General features: G+C 70.2%; 19 protein-coding genes and 1 pseudogene. 12 read left to right on the top strand and 8 right to left on the bottom strand.

The window, feature by feature from the left end:
* Nucleotides 1–112: 112 nt before the first annotated feature.
* Nucleotides 113–952: a DUF3558 domain-containing protein gene (locus tag OIE74_RS15675; protein ID WP_329383460.1), complete on the bottom strand. Its 840-nt coding sequence runs from the start codon at nt 950–952 to the stop codon at nt 113–115.
* A 254-nt stretch (nt 953–1,206) separates the two neighbouring features.
* Between OIE74_RS15675 and OIE74_RS15670 the strand changes: the two genes are divergently transcribed.
* On the top strand, nt 1,207–2,388 hold the full coding sequence (locus OIE74_RS15670; protein WP_329383458.1) for an RtcB family protein: 1,182 nt from the start codon (nt 1,207–1,209) through the stop codon (nt 2,386–2,388).
* Nucleotides 2,389–2,458: 70 nt separating this feature from the next.
* On the opposite strand, the gene OIE74_RS15665 is transcribed toward OIE74_RS15670, so the two are convergent.
* From OIE74_RS15665 to OIE74_RS15655, 3 genes are all read right to left on the bottom strand, one after another.
* Nucleotides 2,459–3,007 (bottom strand): DinB family protein, encoded by a 549-nt coding sequence (locus OIE74_RS15665; RefSeq protein WP_329383455.1) that lies wholly within the window; start codon nt 3,005–3,007, stop codon nt 2,459–2,461.
* A 103-nt stretch (nt 3,008–3,110) separates the two neighbouring features.
* Complete coding sequence (locus OIE74_RS15660; protein WP_329383451.1) at nt 3,111–3,887, bottom strand: SDR family oxidoreductase; 777 nt, start codon at nt 3,885–3,887, stop codon at nt 3,111–3,113.
* Nucleotides 3,888–3,953: 66 nt separating this feature from the next.
* Complete coding sequence (locus OIE74_RS15655; protein ID WP_329383448.1) at nt 3,954–4,289, bottom strand: YnfA family protein; 336 nt, start codon at nt 4,287–4,289, stop codon at nt 3,954–3,956.
* A gap of 95 nt (nt 4,290–4,384) precedes the next feature.
* Here OIE74_RS15655 and OIE74_RS15650 point away from each other — a divergent pair, with 95 nt between their 5' ends.
* Nucleotides 4,385–4,903 (top strand): hypothetical protein, encoded by a 519-nt coding sequence (locus tag OIE74_RS15650; protein ID WP_329383445.1) that lies wholly within the window; start codon nt 4,385–4,387, stop codon nt 4,901–4,903.
* Nucleotides 4,904–4,967: 64 nt separating this feature from the next.
* Here the strand turns inward: OIE74_RS15650 and OIE74_RS15645 are convergent, their stop codons facing one another.
* Together OIE74_RS15645 and OIE74_RS15640 are read right to left on the bottom strand one after the other, a co-directional pair.
* Complete coding sequence (locus tag OIE74_RS15645; protein ID WP_329383442.1) at nt 4,968–5,702, bottom strand: Mut7-C RNAse domain-containing protein; 735 nt, start codon at nt 5,700–5,702, stop codon at nt 4,968–4,970.
* Between the two features lie 112 nt (nt 5,703–5,814).
* On the bottom strand, nt 5,815–6,339 hold the full coding sequence (locus tag OIE74_RS15640; protein WP_329383439.1) for a GNAT family N-acetyltransferase: 525 nt from the start codon (nt 6,337–6,339) through the stop codon (nt 5,815–5,817).
* A gap of 51 nt (nt 6,340–6,390) precedes the next feature.
* Here OIE74_RS15640 and OIE74_RS15635 point away from each other — a divergent pair, with 51 nt between their 5' ends.
* Entirely contained in the window at nt 6,391–7,035 is a 645-nt protein-coding gene (locus OIE74_RS15635) for a hypothetical protein (protein ID WP_329383436.1), read from the top strand.
* A gap of 32 nt (nt 7,036–7,067) precedes the next feature.
* Here OIE74_RS15635 and OIE74_RS15630 read toward each other — a convergent pair whose 3' ends face one another.
* On the bottom strand, nt 7,068–7,877 hold the full coding sequence (locus OIE74_RS15630) for a helix-turn-helix domain-containing protein (protein ID WP_329383433.1): 810 nt from the start codon (nt 7,875–7,877) through the stop codon (nt 7,068–7,070).
* A gap of 531 nt (nt 7,878–8,408) precedes the next feature.
* On the opposite strand from OIE74_RS15630, the gene OIE74_RS15625 reads away from it, so the two are divergent.
* The 4 genes from OIE74_RS15625 (at nt 8,409) to OIE74_RS15610 (ending at nt 12,738) form a co-directional block, all read left to right on the top strand.
* Nucleotides 8,409–9,500, top strand: a complete 1,092-nt coding sequence (locus OIE74_RS15625) for a PucR family transcriptional regulator (protein ID WP_329383429.1) — start codon at nt 8,409–8,411, stop codon at nt 9,498–9,500.
* 94 nt (nt 9,501–9,594) lie between these two features.
* Nucleotides 9,595–9,990 (top strand): J-domain-containing protein, encoded by a 396-nt coding sequence (locus OIE74_RS15620; protein WP_329383426.1) that lies wholly within the window; start codon nt 9,595–9,597, stop codon nt 9,988–9,990.
* Between the two features lie 289 nt (nt 9,991–10,279).
* On the top strand, nt 10,280–11,722 hold the full coding sequence (locus OIE74_RS15615; protein WP_329383424.1) for a hemolysin family protein: 1,443 nt from the start codon (nt 10,280–10,282) through the stop codon (nt 11,720–11,722).
* The gene (locus OIE74_RS15610) at nt 11,719–12,738 is read left to right on the top strand and encodes a hemolysin family protein (RefSeq protein WP_329383421.1); all 1,020 of its coding nucleotides are present in this window, start codon (nt 11,719–11,721) and stop codon (nt 12,736–12,738) included. The genes OIE74_RS15615 and OIE74_RS15610 overlap by 4 nt, the downstream gene beginning before the upstream one ends.
* Before the next feature lie 8 nt (nt 12,739–12,746).
* Here the strand turns inward: OIE74_RS15610 and OIE74_RS15605 are convergent, their stop codons facing one another.
* On the bottom strand, nt 12,747–13,391 hold the full coding sequence (locus tag OIE74_RS15605; protein ID WP_329383419.1) for a histidine phosphatase family protein: 645 nt from the start codon (nt 13,389–13,391) through the stop codon (nt 12,747–12,749).
* 264 nt (nt 13,392–13,655) lie between these two features.
* On the opposite strand from OIE74_RS15605, the gene OIE74_RS15600 reads away from it, so the two are divergent.
* The 5 genes and pseudogenes from OIE74_RS15600 to kdpB all read left to right on the top strand — a co-directional run bounded on the left by OIE74_RS15600 (nt 13,656) and on the right by kdpB (nt 18,958).
* Nucleotides 13,656–13,892, top strand: a complete 237-nt coding sequence (locus tag OIE74_RS15600; RefSeq protein ID WP_443076121.1) for a CbtB domain-containing protein — start codon at nt 13,656–13,658, stop codon at nt 13,890–13,892.
* Between the two features lie 7 nt (nt 13,893–13,899).
* On the top strand, nt 13,900–14,748 hold the full coding sequence (locus OIE74_RS15595; RefSeq protein WP_329383418.1) for a CbtA family protein: 849 nt from the start codon (nt 13,900–13,902) through the stop codon (nt 14,746–14,748).
* A gap of 288 nt (nt 14,749–15,036) precedes the next feature.
* Nucleotides 15,037–15,125, top strand: a pseudogene (kdpF, locus tag OIE74_RS15590) (K(+)-transporting ATPase subunit F).
* Nucleotides 15,126–15,131: 6 nt separating this feature from the next.
* On the top strand, nt 15,132–16,796 hold the full coding sequence (kdpA, locus tag OIE74_RS15585) for a potassium-transporting ATPase subunit KdpA (RefSeq protein ID WP_329383415.1): 1,665 nt from the start codon (nt 15,132–15,134) through the stop codon (nt 16,794–16,796).
* Nucleotides 16,793–18,958 carry a potassium-transporting ATPase subunit KdpB gene (gene kdpB / locus OIE74_RS15580; protein WP_329383412.1) on the top strand — a complete coding sequence of 722 codons (2,166 nt, stop codon included), beginning with the start codon at nt 16,793–16,795 and terminating at the stop codon, nt 18,956–18,958. Before kdpA ends, kdpB begins: the two co-directional genes overlap by 4 nt.
* The last annotated feature ends 4 nt before the right edge of the window (nt 18,959–18,962 follow it).

The following is an 18,962-nucleotide window of genomic DNA, read 5'->3' as shown; positions in this document are numbered from 1 at the left end:
ACGGTCCGATCGGCCACGTTAACCGCCCGGGGCACGACTCAGGGCTCGGGCGGCGGACTCGGCGACGGGCGGGCGCCCGGCGGGAAGGCGGCCCCGGCCCCTTCTCCCGCCCCTACTCGTTGAGCTGGTCGGCCAGCTTCCGGGCCAGTCCCCGGGCCTTTTCCTGCAGTTCCTTGCTGTCGGGGACCGTCGTCGGGTGCGCCGGCTGCTCCGCGTACCGCACCGTCACGACCACATTCGATGTGCGGAACACCACGCTGACCGTACGGCGCTTGGCGGCCGAACCGGACGGGGCGAAGACGTCGTCCACGAAGGCCGCGTCCCCGAGGTCGTCCAGCAGGCGGGGCTGGAGGCCGGGGGGCGGGGTGGTCCTGGCGGGGCTGGTGGTCGTGCCGCTGTTTGGGGTCTTGCCGTCGGACGGGGACCCGGAGGGGGATCCCGAGGGCGATCCGGACGGCTTTCCCTCCGGTGACCCGGACGGACCCGGTTCGTCCTTCGGTCCGTCGACCGGAGGCGGCAGGGACGCGCCGTCCTCCTTCTTCGCGTACACCTCCTGCGCCTTGTCGGCGTCGCTCACCGCCGGGTCGTAGGACACGACGCGCTCGACGTCGATCACCAGATGGTGCGAGGCGCTCGGGGCGTCCGCCGACCAGGAGCACCCGACACGGCGATCGGTGTCGTACGTCACCGCCGCCGTGCCCTTGAACACCTTCTCCTGCTCGTCCTCGGGGAGCTGGCCTGCGCCCGGCAGCAGATCCCGCAGCGTGGCGCGGTCCACCGACCCGCACGGCTCACGTAGCGTGCGGTACTTGCCGGGAGGCGCGGTGGTCGTGGTGGAGACACCGGCCTTGGCGTCGATGTCGGAGCCGTCGCCGTCGGTACCGGAGGTGCATCCCGCGACGAGCGTCACGAGCAGCGCCGCCAGGCCGGGTACGTACGCCTTTCGCTGCACGGTCCCTGGGCTCCTTATCTACGTGATGTGGACATGAGTTCTAGTGGTCGCACTGGTGAGAACTACGCAGGTGCCGCGCTGGTTCCTGGTTCCGCGCACATGGCGAGTTCACGCAAAAAGGGTTTGCCGCCGCATGGCGTGCGGTGGACACAATGTCTACCGCACGCATTGCCGTGGATGCCGGTCCGCTGTCTGTTTTGGTGGTCCTGGACGCGGTTTTTGCTCTTTCAGACTTTCGGGGGAATAGAGGAAATATGTCGTACGTGGAAGTGCCGGGTGAGAATGTCCCCATCCGGATGTGGACCGACCCCGCCTCGGTCGAGGACGTCGCGATGCAGCAGCTCCGGAACGTCGCGACGCTGCCCTGGATCAAGGGCCTCGCGGTCATGCCCGACGTCCACTTCGGCAAGGGTGCGACCGTCGGCTCGGTCATCGCGATGCAGGGCGCGGTCTGCCCGGCCGCGGTGGGTGTGGACATCGGCTGCGGCATGTCGGCGGTCAAGACGTCCCTGACGGCGAATCACCTCCCGGGCGACCTCTCCCGCCTCCGCTCCCGGATCGAGCAGGCCATTCCGGTGGGGCGGGGGATGCATGACGACCTGGTCGAGCCGGACGGGGTCGGCGCGCGTTGGGACGACTTCTGGAAGCGGTTCGACGGGATCGCGGAATCGGTCAAATTCCGTCAGCAGCGGGCGGTGAGGCAGATGGGAACGCTCGGCGGAGGAAATCACTTTGTCGAGTTCTGTCTTGATTCGACCGGTTCTGTCTGGCTGATGCTGCACTCCGGCTCCCGGAACATCGGCAACGAACTGGCGGACTTCCACATCGGCGTCGCCCAGGCCCTGCCGCACAACCAGGACCTGATCGACCGCGATCTCGCCGTCTTCGTCTCCGACACCCCGGAGATGGCGGCGTACCGCAACGACCTGTTCTGGGCGCAGGAGTACGCGAGTTACAACCGCGCCGTGATGATGGACCTCTTCAAGGACGTCGTCCGCAAGGAGTTCAAGAAGGCGAAGGTCACCTTCGATCCCGTCATCTCCTGCCACCACAACTACGTCTCCGAGGAGCGGTACGACGGCATGGACCTGCTCGTCACCCGGAAGGGCGCGATTCGCGCCGGCAGCGGTGACTACGGGATCATTCCCGGCTCGATGGGGACGGGGTCGTACATCGTGAAGGGTCTGGGCAACGAGGCGTCCTTCAACTCCGCGTCCCACGGCGCCGGCCGCAAGATGAGCCGGAACGCCGCGCGGAAGAAGTTCTCGGTGCGGGACCTGGAGGACCAGACGCGGGGCGTGGAGTGCCGTAAGGACTCCGGCGTCGTGGACGAGATCCCGGGGGCGTACAAGCCCATCGAGAAGGTCATCGACCAGCAGCGGGATCTCGTCAAGGTGGTGGCGAAGCTCAAGCAGGTGGTGTGTGTGAAGGGCTGACGGGGGCGGTACGGGGGGTGGCGGTGCCGCGTACGGCGGCACCGCCACAGCCGTGCCGTGAGCGGCCGTGCTACGAGTCGGCGGACCTCGTCGACGTCTGGTAAGCGCGTTGGGTCAGGCCGATTTCCGCGACGTTCTTCGTCAGTTCGAAGTTGAGCCAGCTCGCCACGTGGACCAGTTCCACGTCCTCGCCCCACGGCAGTCCCGCCGTACGGTCCTTCGAGTCCAGGTCGGCGTCGTTGAGTTGGAGCAGCTCCGTGCGCCAGGAGTCCTTCAGGGAGTTCAGCCACTCGATCGTGGCCTCCGTCGTGCCCGGCCAGTGGATGGACTCGCGGGGCGTGGCCCCGGTGCCGAAGCAGTGGGTGAGCGTGGTGGTCCACCAGAAGCCGATGTGCCAGGTGAGCCAGGCGATCGAAGTGCTGGGGACCGGGTCGGGCTCGGGGACCTGCCAGTCGGCGACCCAGTTGCCTTCGGCGTCCTGGCGGACCGTCCAGCAGTCGGGGGACGGTTCCCAGAGGCATGCCCGGTCGTCCAGGTCCTTCTGGAAGTACTCGAACAGCGCCCAGGCCATGTCGAGCTGTCGGACCAGCAGATCTACGCGGGGGACTGGCGTCGTCATGACGGGGAGCGTTCCACCGGGGCCGGCGGGCGGCAAACGGATTTCGCCGGTGCGCGGTGTGGTGCCGCGACCGTACCGCCGGGCACGCTGACGCGCCCCGCGGTCATGAAAGCTCCCTGTGCACCTTGGTGTTGGAGGCCTGCGCCCGGGGCCGGACCACCAGCAGGTCGATGTTCACGTGGTGCGGCCGGGTCACCGCCCAGGTGATGGTGTCGGCCACGTCGTCCGCGCTGAGCGGCTCGGCGACCCCCTCGTACACCTTCTCCGCCCGCGCGGTGTCCCCGCGGAAGCGCGTGGTGGCGAACTCCTCCGTCTTGACCATGCCGGGCGCCACCTCGATGACGCGGACCGGGGTGCCGACGATCTCCAGGCGCAGCGTCTCGGCCAGGACGTGCTCGGCGTGCTTGGCCGCCACGTAACCGCCGCCGCCCTCGTACGTGGCGAAGCCGGCGGTCGAGGAGAGGATCACCACCGTGCCGTTGCCGCTCGCGGTGAGGGCGGGGAGCAGGGCCTGGGTGGTGTGGAGCGTGCCGATGACGTTCGTCTCGAACATCCGCCGCCAGTCGTCCGGGTCGCCGCTGGCGACCGGGTCGGCGCCGAGCGCGCCGCCCGCGTTGGCGACCAGCACGTCGACGGACGGGAGACGGCCGAGTTCGGCGGCGAAGGCGTCGACGGCCGCTCGGTCGGTGACGTCGAGGACATGGGCGGTGGCGGAGTGCCCGGCCGTGTTGATCTCGGCGGCCACCGCCTCGATGCGGTCCTTGCGGCGGGCGGTCAGGACGACGTGATGGCCCGCGGCAGCGAGTTGGCGGGCGGTGGCGGCTCCGATGCCGCTGCTCGCTCCGGTGACGACGGCGGTGGGGGTACCGGCGACGGTCATGGCGTGCTCCTCGCGCGTGTGGACGACTGATCGACTTGGCTCGCCAGGATAGGCACGCGGTGCGGTTCAGTGATCGCGCGGGGCGTAGATGAGGACGGCCATGCCGGCGAGACAGATCAGCGCGCCGATGATGTCGTATCGGTCGGGGCGGTAGCCGTCGGCGACCACGCCCCACGCGATCGAGCCGGCGACGAAGACGCCGCCGTACGCCGCGAGGATGCGGCCGAACTCGCCGTCCGGCTGGAGGGTGGCGACGAAGCCGTACAGGCCGAGCGCGATGACTCCGGCGCCGATCCAGATCCAGCCCTTGTGCTCGCGTACGCCCTGCCAGACGAGCCAGGCACCGCCGATCTCGAAGAGGGCGGCGACGGCGAAGAGGGCGACGGAGCGGGCCACGAGCATGGGCTCAGCCTGCCATGCGGGTGGAAGACGAATCGACACACTGATGGTTGGTCTGATAAGGGATGGTTCGCCGATATCTTCACATTATGCGAGTTATGCGTAAGGCGATGTTGGTGGTGTCGACCACGGCCGTGGTCCTTTCGATGAGTGCGGGGACGGGCTCGGGCGTGGGCGTCGGACCGGGTGCCGGGGTCGGACCGGGTACCGGCGTGCCCGCCGAACAGCGACCGGTCGAGGCCGACGTGGCGCACCACGGGCACATCTCCTTGTCGGGCGGACGCCTCGCCCTGCGGCTCTCGACCGGCAACCACGGCCCGTCGGACCTGGCCGGCGCGACCGCCCGGCTGGGATTCTCCGTACCGCTGGCCGCCGGACAGAAGCTGCCGGAGGCCTGTCTGTGGGGCGGGGACCAGGTCGTGTACTGCCGGGCCGGCGCGCTGCGTGCGGACGGGCGGGGCAGCGAGGTCCTGCTCGACCTGCGGACGGTCGGTGACCCCGCCGAGGTGTCCGTGGACATCACCACCGTGTGGAACGGCGGCGCCGACGACGGCAACCCGGACAACGACAGGCACCACGTACTCGTCCCGGCCACCGGCGACCTGTACGTCTACTGAGGCCCGCGGTCTGCGACAGGCGGCACGCGGCCGACGGCACGCGGCCCGCGCCGGAGCCCGTCAACTACGCCGGCGCGCCCCCGAATTCGCGTACGGCCTCCTCGACGATCGCCGCCAGACGCGTGTGGTGCGCGCCGCGCCAGTAGACTTTGCCGCACTCCGTGCACTGCGCGAAGACGTCGTACGTACGCTGTGTGCCCTCCTCCAGCCTGCCCTCGACCGAGTCCTTGTCGGCGGGCCCCAGCCTGCCGTTGCAGGCCGTGCAGCGGGTCCAGGGGGCGAGCACCGGGGCGAACCGTTCCAGGACGTCCCGGAGCTGGTCCTCCGTGCGGTCGCTGTAGATGTACGCCCCCGCCCAGATCTCCCGGCGCCGCAGCAGCCCCCGGTCGCGGGAGAGCATGACGCGCCGCTCCTTCGCCGAGAGCGTGGCCAGCGCCGGATCGCCGATGTCCTCGCTCTCGTACGCCGCGTCGATGCCCAGCAGCCGCATCCGGCGCGCGAGGGTGCCGAGGTGGACGTCGAGGAGGAAGCGCAGCGGCGCCCCCGGGACGCGCTGCGGCCGGACCACCGCCCGTACCTCCACCGACTCGCCCGCCGACGGGATGTGCGACGTGGCCACCGGGCGTCCGTCCACCAGGAGTTGACCGGCCTCGGTGAGCGGGACGCCGAGGGATTCGACGACATGGCCGAGCGTGGACGAGCCGTCCGTGGCCACGGCCGTACGCCCGCCGCGCCGCCCTGTCGGGAGGAAGACGTGCAGCTCAGAGGCGAAGGTGAGGTGGATCTCCGGTCCGTTCACGTCGTCAGCATGACACCGGGCCGCGAGGCGGGCCAGAGCTTTCCGCGCGGCCGGGCGTGACGCGCGCGCTTCGGTCCGAGCCTCACCCCGTCTCGGTCCGCCTCGGTCCACCTCAGTCCGTTTCGAGGTCGAGCCGCCACTCGTTGCACCGCATCGTGTGGCCGACCGGATACTCGAAGTCGCTCTCCCCGAGCAGTTCGAAGCCCACCTTGCGGCACACCGCGTTCGAGGCTCCGTTGCCCACCGACGGGAACGCCATCAGAAAGCGGTGCTTGTGCTCCGCCCGCGCCCGCTCCACCACCGCCCTCGTCCCGGCCACCGCAAGCCCTCGCCCCTGGAACCCTCCGAGCACGCTCCAGCCCGTCTCGTACACGTCCTGTCCCTGCCAGGTGCTCTCCCAGAAGCCGGTGTTCCCCACCGCCTCCCCGTCCGGCAGCAGGACGATCCGGAACATCCGCCCCTTGCCCGTCCGGTCGGCGCTCAGGGTCACATACCTCCAGTGCCTGGTCAGCAGCTGTTCCTCGGTCTCGGGGCCGCCGAGATGCTCCATCAGCTCAGGCGCGTTCGCGGCGCGCAGGAGCCCGAGATCCTCCTCGGCCCATGGCTCCAGCCGCACCTGGGGTGATTTCATCTCCATGAAACCGACTGTAGATCGAGGCACTGACAACGGAGCGGGAGGTGCGGTCGCGTGAGCTACACAGGGGTCTGGTCGGTCGGCGCCGTACCCGACGCCGAGGTCGTCGCCCTGCCCGGCCGGTTCGCGCATGTCGACGAGACCTGGACCGTCCCGGACGGCTGCGCCGACGATCTGCGCTGGTGGCTGGGCGGCGGCGACCGCGAGCCGTACTTCACACCGGAACCGACCGCCGCCGCCCGCCGCTTCGCGGCGTTCGCGCGCGGCGGCGGCCCCACCGCGCCCGCTGTGGTGGCCATGAAGGACGCTGCGGCGGACCTGCTGCGGCAGGCCGCCGACGACGACGGGACCGATCCGGACGCTCTGTTCACCGTGGCCGTACGCGACGGGGAGCCCGCGACCGCGCTGCACCACGGCCTCGGTACGGAGGCGTCGTCCCAGCTTCCGGGCTGGTTCGGGGACTTCCTGCTCGCGGCCGAAGAGGTGCGGGGCGCGCTGCCGGGTGCCGAGTCCGTGCTGGCCGTGACGGGACCGCGCCGTACGGAGGTGCTGGCCCGTGTCGAGGCCTGGGCGTACGGCATGACCGGGGCGGTGGAGGGGGAGTTCGACGCCGCCGGGCTGCTGGCCGGGCCGCTGCGGGTGCTGCGGTACGCCGCCGCGCACGGCCGGGGCGTCGTCGCGGTGACCGGCACCCGCTGAACCGAAGGGGACGGCGGCGCGGGCGGGACCTGCTACTGAACCCCGCGCGCATACGCCGTCGGCGGCACCCCCACCGTCGCCGTGAAGTCCCGCACCAGATGCGCCTGGTCGCTGTAGCCCAACTCGGCGGCCAGCGCCGCCCAGTCGAGCTCCCCGGCCGCCTCGGCGCGCTCCAGCGCGTCGTGGATACGGTGGCGGAGGATGACCCACTTCGGTCCGACCCCCACGTACGTGGCGAACAGCCGCTGCAACGAGCGCACCGACAGACCGGCCGCCGACGCCAGTTCCGCCGCCCGCCGAATCGTGCGGTCCTCACCGACCAGGCGGACCACTCGCATCGCCTCGTCGGCCTGCGGGTCCGGCCGGGCGCCCAGCCCCAGCAGATACGTGTCGAGCGCCGCGACCCGCGCGTCCTCCTCAGGAGGATCCAGGACCGCGGCGACGTCCGCGTCCGTCGCGGGCAGCACCTCGGCGACGGGCACCCGCCGCCCCGACCACCGGGACACCGGCCACGCGGGCGCGAAGGGCCGGAAGCCGCCGGGGCGGAACTTCACCCCGCACACCCGCCCGTCCGCCGCCAGCTTCTGTGTGAACAGTTCGAGGCCGATACCCGCGACCTCACCCCAGGGCGGCGCCGCGCCGAACCGCTGGAAGACCACGTTCACCGAGGGGTGCGGGACGACGTGGGAGGCGTACGGCTCCGACAGGTCCCAGTCGATCAGCCAGTACGACTCCACGTACCCGCGCAGCTCAGGCGCCGGCTGACGGCGGCGGAAATCGACCCGTGCGAAGAGCCCGGAGGCATCGACGATGCCTCGTGTGCCGCGCCGTGGAGCTGTCATGGCCGGATCCTATGTCGCGTTTGTTCAATACGGGCCGGGGCGCCGTCATTGGCGTCGGAGGCATGGACGACATGATCTCCACCCTCCTTGAAAGGGCCGCGGCCGATGCCCTCCCGGTGCTGCGCGGCGTACGCGACGCGCTTCGATTCGCTGCTGGCCCTGACGGGGCGGGATCCGCGGTGGCGGCCGTCGGCCGGCGCGTAGTCGGGGTGGTCCGTGGCCCGGCCCGGTCGGTCACCCCGCCGGGGAGGAATGTGTGCGGCGGCCGTACGAGTTGTGACATCCGTACGAGCCGCCGTCGGACCGGCTCCGGATGCCGGAGTGCGAGTGCGCGCACTCCGGCACCGGAATCCGTCCCCCGTTTTCCGTGGTGTGATCCTGTCACTTGAGGGGCCGTGCGCGCACTGCCGGATCCCGGCAATCTTTACGCGTTCTTAATGCCGGGTGCCTTCGCCGGATCGGGCTCTGACAAGCTGGATGGCACCCGCGTTAAGAACGCGTCAGGACAGATCAGGAAGCCGGGGGCCCCAGATGGCGGAGCAGACGACAGGCCGGACCACGGACCAGGGGCCCCTCCAGGAGTACCTGACCGGCTACGACCGGATTCTCTCCGAGGTCTCGGTGACCGGGCGCCGCCTCACCCGCGACGAACTCGACTCGCGCCGCTCACTGGGCGAGCAGGCCGCCGAGGCCGGGCACGGCCTGCGGGCGCTCGTCAGCGGGCATCTGACCGCCACCCGCGCCGCCTGGCCCGTCTCGTCGGCGAGCGCGGCGTCCGCCGACAGCGTCCTCGCCGCCGTCGAGCAGGCTGTCGACGCGTTCGCCGAGGGGTACGAGCGGGCCCAGCGGATCGCCGTACGCCGGGAGGAGGCGTCCCGGCGCGAGTTCATCGACGACCTGCTGCACGGCCGCAGCGACCTGGGCAGGCTCGCCGAGCGGGCAGGACGGTTCGGGCTCCAGCTCTCCCACGCGCACGCGGTGGCCGTGGCCGTCGGGGAGGCCGCCTACGCGGAGACGGACCCCGTCACCCGCAGCATCGAACTCGCCCTCGTCTCCCGCTTCGGCGACCGCCGCATCCTGCTGACCACCAAGGACGGGCGGCTCATCTGTGTCGCGCCCGCCGACCAGAGCGACGTCCTCACGTACTTCGCGAAGCAGGCGCACGCGGCGACTGACGGCGGGCGGGTCGCCATCGGGCGCGCGCACCCGGGCGCGGGCGGGGTGGTGCAGTCGTACGAGGAGGCCCTCAACGCGCACGATCTGGCCGACCGTATGGGGCTGGACGAGCCGGTGCTCCGCGCGGACGATCTGCTGGTCTACCCCGTGCTGAGCAGGGACCGGGAGGCGCTGACCGATCTCGTACGCAGCGCGCTCGGCCCTCTTAAGGAGGCGCGCGGCGGCGCCGGACCGCTGCTGGACACGTTGACGGCGTACTTCGACGCGGGATGTGTGGCCGCGGAGGCGGCGCGGCGGCTGAATCTGAGCGTGCGGGCGCTGACGTACCGGCTGGAGCGCATACACAAGCTCACCGGGTCGGATCCGGCGGAGCCGTTCCACCGCTACACGCTCCAGACGGCGGTGATCGGCGCGCGGCTGCTGGACTGGCCGCCGAAGGACTTCTGAGCGTTCCGGCCCGCCGCAGCTCCCAGGCACTATGGAAGGGAGCCCGCCGGCCACCGCCCCGAGCCGCGGGTCCGGTCGAAGAGGAGGCCGCACGATGACCGAGCGCAAGCCACCCGGCATCACCTTCGAGACCTGGGTCGACAGACAGATCCGGGAGGCGGCGGAGCGAGGCGCCTTCGACGATCTGCCGGGGGCCGGTAAGCCGCTGGCGTCCGCGGACGCCCCGTACGACGAACTCTGGTGGATCAAGGGAAAGATGGAGCGGGAGGGAATCTCCTACGCGCCGCCGACGCTCATGCTCCGTAAGGAGGTCGAGGACGCGGTCGTCGCCGCCCGCGAGGCCGCTTCGGAGGCGCAGGCGAGGCGGATCATCACCGACATCAACGAGCGGATCCGCGCCGCGCTCGCCAGGCCGCCCGCCGGGCCGCCGCTCAACAAGAAGCCGTACGACATCGAGGAGATCGCCGCCGAGTGGCGCGAGCGTCACTGAGCGTCGTCCGTCCCGCGTCTCACAGCCGTCAGGCCCCTCTCAGACCTGCCGGACCCGTCAGACCCGTCGGGCCGGCGGGGTGACCTCAGTCACTCTTGGTCACCACGCCGAGCACTCCCATTTCATTTGCCATTCCTTTACCATGATGTTCCGTCCCTTCTGGCCGATCGCGGCGCGGGGACACTTCGACCGACCAAGAAGGAAGCAGCAGTTCCCCGATGGAGCCTCCTAGTACCAGCCGTGCCAGTTCCTCTCCGCATCATCGGACCAGCGGGGCGGGGGTGGCACGGTGACCGAGATCTTCCTTCTCCTGATCGCCCTCGCGCTGACCCTTGCCTGCGCCGTCTTCGTGGCCGCCGAGTTCTCCCTGACCACTGTCGAGCGCGACAGCCTGGAGCGCGCCGCGGCCGCCGGTGAGCGCGGCGCCGAAGGCGCCCTGAAGGCCGTCCGACGGCTCACGTTCCAGCTGTCCGGCGCGCAGCTGGGCATCACCGTCACCTCCCTGGTCATCGGCATGCTCGCCGAGCCCTCCATGGCCGTGCTGCTGCGCGGGCCGCTGAAGGCCGTCGGCCTCGGCTCGGCCGCCTCGGTCGTCGCCACCGTCCTCGGCGTCGTGATCTCCACCGTCGTACTGATGGTCATCGGCGAGCTCGTCCCCAAGAACTGGGCGATCTCCCGGCCGCTGGCCGTCGCCAAGGTCGTCGCGGGCCCGCAGCGCGGGTTCACCGCCGCCTTCGGCCCGCTCATCCGGCATCTCAACAGCACGGCGAACCGTGTTGTCCGGCGTATGGGCCTGGAGCCCACGGACGAGCTGGCCTCCGCCCGTACACCCGACGAGCTGATCTCGCTGGCCAGGCACTCCGCCGCCGAGGGCGCGCTGGAGCAGGACTCGGCCGAGCTCTTCGTACGGACACTGCGGCTCGGCGAGCTGACCGCCGAGAACGTGATGACGCCCCGCGTCGACGTCCAGGCGCTGGAGGCGGGTGCGACAGCGGCCGACGCGGCCAACCTGACGTACGCCACCGGCCTCTCCCGCTTCCCCGTCTACCGCGACACCCTGGACGAGGTGATCGGCACGGTCCACATCCGTGACGTCCTCGCCCTGGACCCGGAGCGGCGTGCCCAGGTGTCCGTCACCGAGCTGGCCACCGAGCCGCTGCTGGTGCCCGACACCCTGACCGCCGACCGGCTGCTGGACCGTCTGCGCGCCTCGCGCACGATGGCCCTCGTCATCGACGAGTACGGCGGCACGGCCGGCGTGGCCACCATGGAGGACATCGTCGAGGAGGTCGTCGGCGAGGTACGCGACGAGCACGACCCCGTCGAGACCCCCGACCTGCTGCCCGCGCCGCCGGACGAGGCCGGGCTCGCGACCTGGGAGGCGGACGGCAGCGTACGGATCGACGAGCTGGCGCGGATCGGACTGGTCGCCCCTGAGGGGCCGTACGAGACCGTCGCCGGGCTCGTCGCGGCCCGCCTGGAACGCATCCCCGTCGAGGGCGACACGGTCGACCTGGACGGGTGGCGGCTGGATGTCCTGGACATCGAGCACCACCGCGCGGACCGGGTGCACATCACCGAGCCGAACCCGGCCTACGGGCACCTGCCCGAGCCCGGATCGGCCGTCGGACCCAGGGCCGCGCACGAACCCGGAGCGGCGCCCGGAGCCGCGCCTGTAGCCCCGCCCGACACCGACAACCCCTCGCGCCAGTACGCCGGAGAAGCCCGATGACCGCCCTGCAACTCGCCATCGGCGCACTGACGCTGCTGACCAACGCCTTCTTCGTCGGCGCCGAGTTCGCCCTCATCGCCGTCCGCCGCAGCCAGATCGAGCCGCACGCCTACAAGGGCGACAAGCGGGCACACACGGTGCTGTACGGGCTGGAACACCTGTCGGCCATGATGGCCACGGCCCAGCTCGGCATCACCGTCTCCTCGCTGGTCCTCGGTGCCGTGGCCGAACCCGCCATCGCGCATCTGCTGGAGCCCGGCTTCGAGGCGGCGCGGGTGCCGGAGGCCCTGGTGCACCCGATCGCGTTCGTGATCGCGCTGACCGTGGCGACGTATCTGCACATGCTGTTCGGCGAGATGGTCCCGAAGAACATCGCGCTCGCCGCGCCGACCAGGACCGCGCTTCTGCTCGGTCCGCCCCTGGTCGGGCTGACGCGCGCGCTGCGCCCCCTGATCTTCGGCATCAACGCCTTCGCCAACCTCCTGCTGCGGCTGATCAAGGTGGAGCCCAAGAACGAGGTCGCCGCCGTCTTCAACGACGACGAACTCGCCCGTATGGTCGCCGTCTCCAGCGAGGCCGGGCTCCTCTCACCGGCCGACGGCGAACGGCTGCGGGACGCGCTGGAGCTGGGCACCCGCCCGGTCGGCGAACTCCTCGTACCGCTGCGCCGGATGGTCACCGTCGACCACCGGGTGACGCCCGAACAGCTGGAGCGGATCGCGTCGTCGGCCGGCTTCTCGCGGATACCGGTCACCGGGCCCGCCGGCGCCGTCATGGGCTATCTGCACATCAAGGACACCCTCGGCGTCGCCGACCGGACCAAGCCGTTCCCGCGCGCGGCGCTGCACGCGGTGACACGGGTCCGGATCGACACCCCGCTGGACGACACGCTCACCGCGCTGCGGGCGGCCGACAGCCATCTCGCCGCGGTGACGGGCGAGGCGGGCACGGTGCTGGGCTTCGTGACGATGGAGGACGTGCTCGGCGAACTGGTGGGACCGGCCGCGGCGGCGTGACGTCGGCCTCAGTCACCTTGAGCACCTTGCGGACCTTGCAGGGGACGGCCGCTGCACAGATTCCAGCGGCCGTCGCGCCCGCTCAACTCCGTAACTGTCAGCGGCCGTACGTCGATTCGCCAGAACACCCGCGTCGGCGCGCCGATCGCGTGCACCGTCAGCGCGCGTACGACATCGGGCTCGGCCACCGCGAGGACGCGCGCCGATTCGGGGCGCGCGTCCGTGCCCGACGCTTTCAACGCGCCTGGTGTGCCCAGCGCGTCGAGCCACTGGCCTAGGCGGCCGTGCAGCGCATCCAGCGACTCCCCGCCGTGCGGCGCCGCCGCCGGGTCGGTCAGCCACGCGGCGACCGCCTCCGGCTCCGCGGCACCGACCTCGTCCAGCCGCTTCCCCTGCCAGCGGCCCATCGCGCACGTGCGCAGCTCGGGCAGCGGCTCCGCGACCAGGCCGAGCGCCTCGGCCGTCTGACGGCAGCGCACCGAGGGGGACGCGAACACCCGGTCCGCGGTGGCGCGTTGCTCGGCGACGGCGCGCGCGTTCCGTACGGCCTCGGCCTGGCGCAGCCCGGCCGCGTCCAGCGGTCCGTCGCCGAAACGCGCCTCGCGCAGCGCGGTGCTGAGCGCCGGTGAGATCAACGTCACGCGTACGGTCATCGGGCTCTCCAGGGTCGTACGTTCACGGGACGCCGCCCGCCGCCGGGCGAATCGCCCTCTTGGCCCGCCTGCCCGATCGCGGTACGTTCACGTCGATATCACGACGGCGAGACGGAAGTCCGGTGAGATTCCGGCACGGTCGCGCCACTGTATGCCGGGCAGCCCCGGCCGCGTACGCGCGGCGAGGCGGCCCGGTGAGTCAGACCCGATGGCCGTCGTGCGAGCTCCACTGAACGGGACGCGAGTTCCCAAGGAGGTTGTGCCGTGGCTGAGTCCATTGTGCCCCCGGCCGTTTCATCACCCGCCGGATCAGCGATATCGCCCCTGACTCCCTTGCCCCTGCGGGCGGTTCTGCCCTGGGCTGTCTTCGTGGGCACGCTGATGCTGATGCTGCTGTACTTCGTCGGTGCCGAACAGGGCGCGACGTCGGTGTTCTCCGGGGCGGGTGTGCACGAGTGGGTGCACGACGGCCGTCATCTGCTCGGCTTCCCCTGCCACTGATCCCGCCATGCAGACATCCACTGTCAGAACCCTTCTGGTCCGCGGCATGATCGCGGGCGTCGTCGCCGGACTGCTCGCCTTCGCGCTCGCTTACGTGGTGGGGGAGCCGTCCATCGACTCCTCCATCGCCCTGGAGGAGTCGCAGTCCGCGCCGGCGCATGAGCACGACGACGCGGCAGGCTCGGCCGGCGCGCCCGCGGCACCCGCCGAGGAAGAGGAGGAGCTGGTCACGCGGCCGGTCCAGTCCACCGTCGGTCTCGCGACCGGCGTCCTCGTCTACGGAGTGGCCCTGGGCGGCATCGCCTCCCTGGCCTTCGCCATCTGTCTGGGCCGCGTCGGCCGCCTCCGCCCCCGCGCGACGGCCGCGCTGGTCGCGGGCGCCGCCTTCACCACCGTCTATCTGGTGCCGTTCCTCAAATACCCCGCGACGCCACCCGCCGTGGGCAATCCCGACACCATCGGCAAGCGCACGACGCTGTTCTTCCTGATGATCGTGCTCAGCGTGCTGGTCGCGGTCATCGCCGTCATCGCCGGACGGCGGCTCGCGCCGGCGCTCGGCAACTGGAACGCGACCGTCGCCGCCGGCGGCGGCTATGTGGTGGTCATGGCCGTGGCCTGTCTGCTGCTGCCCGCCAACACCGACGCGGTCAAGGAGACCTTCCCGGCCGCGCTGCTCTGGGAGTTCAGGCTGGCCTCACTGGGTGTGCAGGCGCTGCTGTGGACGGCCTTCGGGCTGATCTTCGGCGCGCTGGCGGAGCGCGTACTGCGCCCCGCGGACGCACCGGCCGCCGGGAGCCCGGAGGCCGTGACGGGTGCATCGGGCGCATCGGGCGCATCGGCCGCACGCGCCGGCTGACGCCGGAGGACGGCTCCCAGCACCCGTATCGGACTCGCGCCCGGCAGGATTCCTGCCGGGCGCAAGTCATGTATGGGCCATCCGTGTATGAGATCCGTTAACCGCGCCTCTCCGGCCGTATGGGACCCGTCAACGTCAGTCGTCTTCCTGAGAAAAGACGCTTTCCTCTAGAGGTCCGTGTTTTCTCGATCTCTTTCAGGAGTGCGCGATGGCCGATGTGGCCTTCGTTGTTGCCATGCTCGCGGTGTTCGCGTTGGTGGCTTTCGTTGCCAAGGGGGTGGCGAAGCTGTGACCGCGGAGAACATTGTCGGTCTCGTCATCGCCGTCGTACTGCTGGGCTATCTCGTCCTCGCCCTTCTGTCCCGGAGAGGTTCTGAGTCCTGATGAGCCCCGTCCTTTCCGGTGTGCTCCAGTTGCTCGCGCTGATGGTGGCGCTGGGCCTGGTATACCGTCCGCTCGGCGACTACATGGCCGGTGTCTATTCCTCTCCGAAGCATCTGCGCGTGGAGAAATGGATCTACCGGGCGGTGGGCGCGAATCCCGCCACGCAGATGCGCTGGCCCGCGTATCTGCGCGGTGTGCTGGGTTTCTCCCTGGTGAGTGTGCTGTTCCTGTACGCGATGCAAAGGGTGCAGGGAAGTCTGCCGGGATCGCTGGGGTTCGCCTCGATCGATCCGGACCAGGCGTTCAACACCGCTGCCTCGTTCGTCGCCAACACCAACTGGCAGTCCTACTACGGCGAGCAGGCCATGGGCCATGTGGTGCAGACCGGCGGACTCGCGGTGCAGAACTTCCTCTCCGCGGCGGTGGGCATGGCCGTCGCGGTCGCGCTCGTGCGGGGGTTCGCCCGGCACCGTACCGGTGAACTGGGCAACTTCTGGGCCGACCTGGTGCGCGGCACCATCCGTATCCTGCTGCCGATCGCCCTGATCTCGGCGGTTCTGCTGGTGGCGTGCGGGGCGATCCAGAACTTCGCGGGGATCCATGAGGTCGGCCAGTTCATGGGCGGCTCGCAGCAGTGGAACGGTGGTGCGGTGGCCTCGCAGGAGGCCATCAAGGAGCTGGGCACCAACGGCGGCGGGTACTTCAACGCCAACTCCGCGCACCCCTTCGAGAACCCCAACGGGCTGTCGAACCTCCTGGAGATCTTCCTGATCCTGGTGATTCCGTTGTCGCTGACGCGGACGTTCGGGCGGATGACCGGGAGTGTGAAGCAGGGGTACGCGATCCTCGGCGCGATGGTGACGATCTGGATCGTATTCACCGCGCTGATGATGTGGACCGAATTCCACCACGGGGGGCCGGCGTTCGAGCTGGCCGGGGGTGCGACGGAGGGCAAGGAGACCCGGTTCGGGATCGGCGCCTCTTCCATCTTCGGTGTGGCGACGACACTTACCTCTACGGGGGCGGTGAACTCGTTCTTCTCCTCGTACACCGGTTTCGGCGGGGGTATCGCCCTGCTGGGTATGCAGCTGGGTGAGATCGCGCCGGGCGGTGTGGGCTCGGGGCTGTACGGGATTCTCATCATGGCCGTCATCGCGGTGTTCCTCGCCGGGCTGATGGTGGGGCGGACTCCGGAATACCTGGGGAAGAAGATCGGTACCCGGGAAATCAAATTCGCCGCGTGCTACATCCTCATCACCCCGGCTCTGGTGCTCTGTTTCACGGGTGTGTCGATGGTCCTGGGCACCCCGGTGAATTCGCTGACGAACAGTGGCGCGCACGGCTTCTCGGAGATTCTGTACGCGTATACGTCTGGTGCGAACAACAACGGTTCGGCATTCGCGGGGCTCAACGCGGACACGCAGTGGTTCAACACCACGATCGGTCTCGCGATGCTCTTGGGCCGTTTCCTTCCCATGGTGTTCGTCCTCGCTCTGGCCGGGGCGCTGGCCGAGCAGAAACCGGTGCCGATGACCGCGGGCACCCTGCGTACCGACAAACCGCTCTTCAGCGGCCTCCTCGTCGGCACGATCATGATCGTCGCCGGTCTGACCTACTTCCCCGCCCTCGCGCTGGGGCCGCTCGCCGAAGGACTCGCGTCATGAGCACCTCCACTTCCACCCCCACGCCCGACCCCGGCTCCGGTTCGGGTTCCGGCTCGGGGCTGGGTCCCTCGCGGGCCCCGCACTCGGACGTACCGACCTCGCACCGTCCGGAGGACGGGCGGGTCGGCGGGGGTCTGTTCGACCCCAAGCAGCTGGTGAAGTCGTTCCCGGACGCGCTGCGGAAGCTCGACCCGCGGGTGATGGTCAAGTCACCCGTGATGTTCGTGGTCGAGATCGGCTCGGTCCTCACCACCGCGCTGGCGATCTCCGACCCGGGCGACTGGTTCGGCTGGGCGATCACCGCCTGGCTGTGGCTGACGACGATCTTCGCGAACCTCGCCGAGGCCGTCGCCGAAGGCCGGGGCAAGGCCCAGGCAGACACCCTCCGCAAGGCCAAGACCGACTCCGTCGCCCGCCGGCTCATCGGCCCGAACGAGGAGCGGGTGCCTGGGACGGATCTGCACATCGGCGACCTCGTCGTCTGCGAGACCGGTGACATCATTCCCGGTGACGGCGACGTCGTGGAGGGTGTCGCCTCCGTGGACGAGTCGGCGATCACCGGTGAATCGGCCCCCGTCATCCGGGAGTCGGGCGGTGACCGCAGCGCGGTCACCGGCGGGACGAAGGTTCTGTCCGACCGGATCGTCGTCAAGATCACGACGAAGCCCGGTGAGACGTTCATCGACCGCATGATCGCTCTGGTCGAAGGCGCGGCCCGGCAGAAGACCCCCAACGAGATCGCGCTGAACATCCTCCTCGCGTCCCTCACCATCGTCTTCCTGCTCGCCGTCGTCACCCTCCAGCCGTTCGCGATCTACGCCGGCGCCGAACAGTCGATGATCGTGCTCACCGCACTCCTGGTGTGCCTGATCCCGACCACGATCGGCGCGCTGCTGTCCGCGATCGGTATCGCGGGCATGGACCGCCTCGTCCAGCGCAACGTCCTGGCCATGTCCGGACGCGCCGTCGAAGCCGCCGGCGACGTCTCGACACTGCTCCTCGACAAGACCGGCACGATCACCCTCGGCAACCGGCAGGCGGCGGCCTTCCTCCCCGTCGAAGGCGTCACCGCCGCCGAACTGGCCGACGCCGCGCAGCTTTCGTCGCTGGCCGACGAGACACCTGAAGGCCGCTCCGTCGTCGTACTCGCCAAGCAGGACCATGACCTGCGCGAGCGCGCGCAGGGCGAACTCACCGGTGCGGAGTGGGTGCCGTTCACCGCGCAGACCCGGATGTCGGGCGTCGACATCGTGGAGGACGGAACCACGCGCAAGATCCGTAAGGGCGCGGCCGGTTCGGTCGTCGCCTGGGTCGAGGAGCACGGCGGCCGGGTCGCGCCGGACGCGCACACCCTGACCGACCGCATCTCGCAGGACGGCGGTACGCCCCTGCTGGTGGCCGTGAAGGACGAGGGCGGTGCGCGGATTCTGGGGGTCATTCACCTGAAGGACGTGGTGAAGGAGGGCATGCGGGAGCGGTTCGAGGAGCTGCGCCGGATGGGCATCAAGACCGTCATGATCACCGGTGACAACCCGCTCACCGCCCGCGCGATCGCCCAGGAAGCGGGGGTCGACGACTTCCTCGCCGAGGCCACCCCCGAGGACAAGATGGCCCTCATCCGCCGGGAACAGGCCGGCGGGAAACTCGTCGCGATGACCGGCGACGGTACGAACGACGCCCCCGCGCTGGCGCAGGCCGATGTGGGGGTGGCGATGAACACCGGCACCTCGGCCGCGAAAGAGGCCGGGAACATGGTCGACCTCGACTCCAACCCGACCAAGCTCATCGAGATCGTCGAGATCGGCAAGCAGCTGCTCATCACGCGTGGTGCGCTGACGACGTTCTCGATCGCCAACGACGTCGCGAAGTACTTCGCGATCATCCCGGCGATGTTCGCGGTCGTCTACCCGGGCCTGGACAAGCTCAACATCATGAACCTGTCCTCGCCGGAGTCCGCGATCCTCTCCGCCGTCATCTTCAACGCCCTGATCATCGTCGCCCTCGTCCCGCTGGCGTTGCGGGGTGTGCGGTACCGGCCGATGAGCGCGGACCGGATGCTGCGCCGCAACCTCGGTCTTTACGGTGTCGGCGGCCTCATCGCCCCCTTCGCCGGTATCAAACTCATCGACCTCCTCATCTCCCTCATCCCCGGGATCGGCTGACACC

Origin of the sequence: Streptomyces sp. NBC_01716, assembly GCF_036248275.1 — a bacterium.
Lineage (GTDB): Bacteria > Actinomycetota > Actinomycetes > Streptomycetales > Streptomycetaceae > Streptomyces.
Note: the sequence above shows the minus strand (reverse complement) of the source record. Positions and strands in the feature narration are given on the sequence as shown.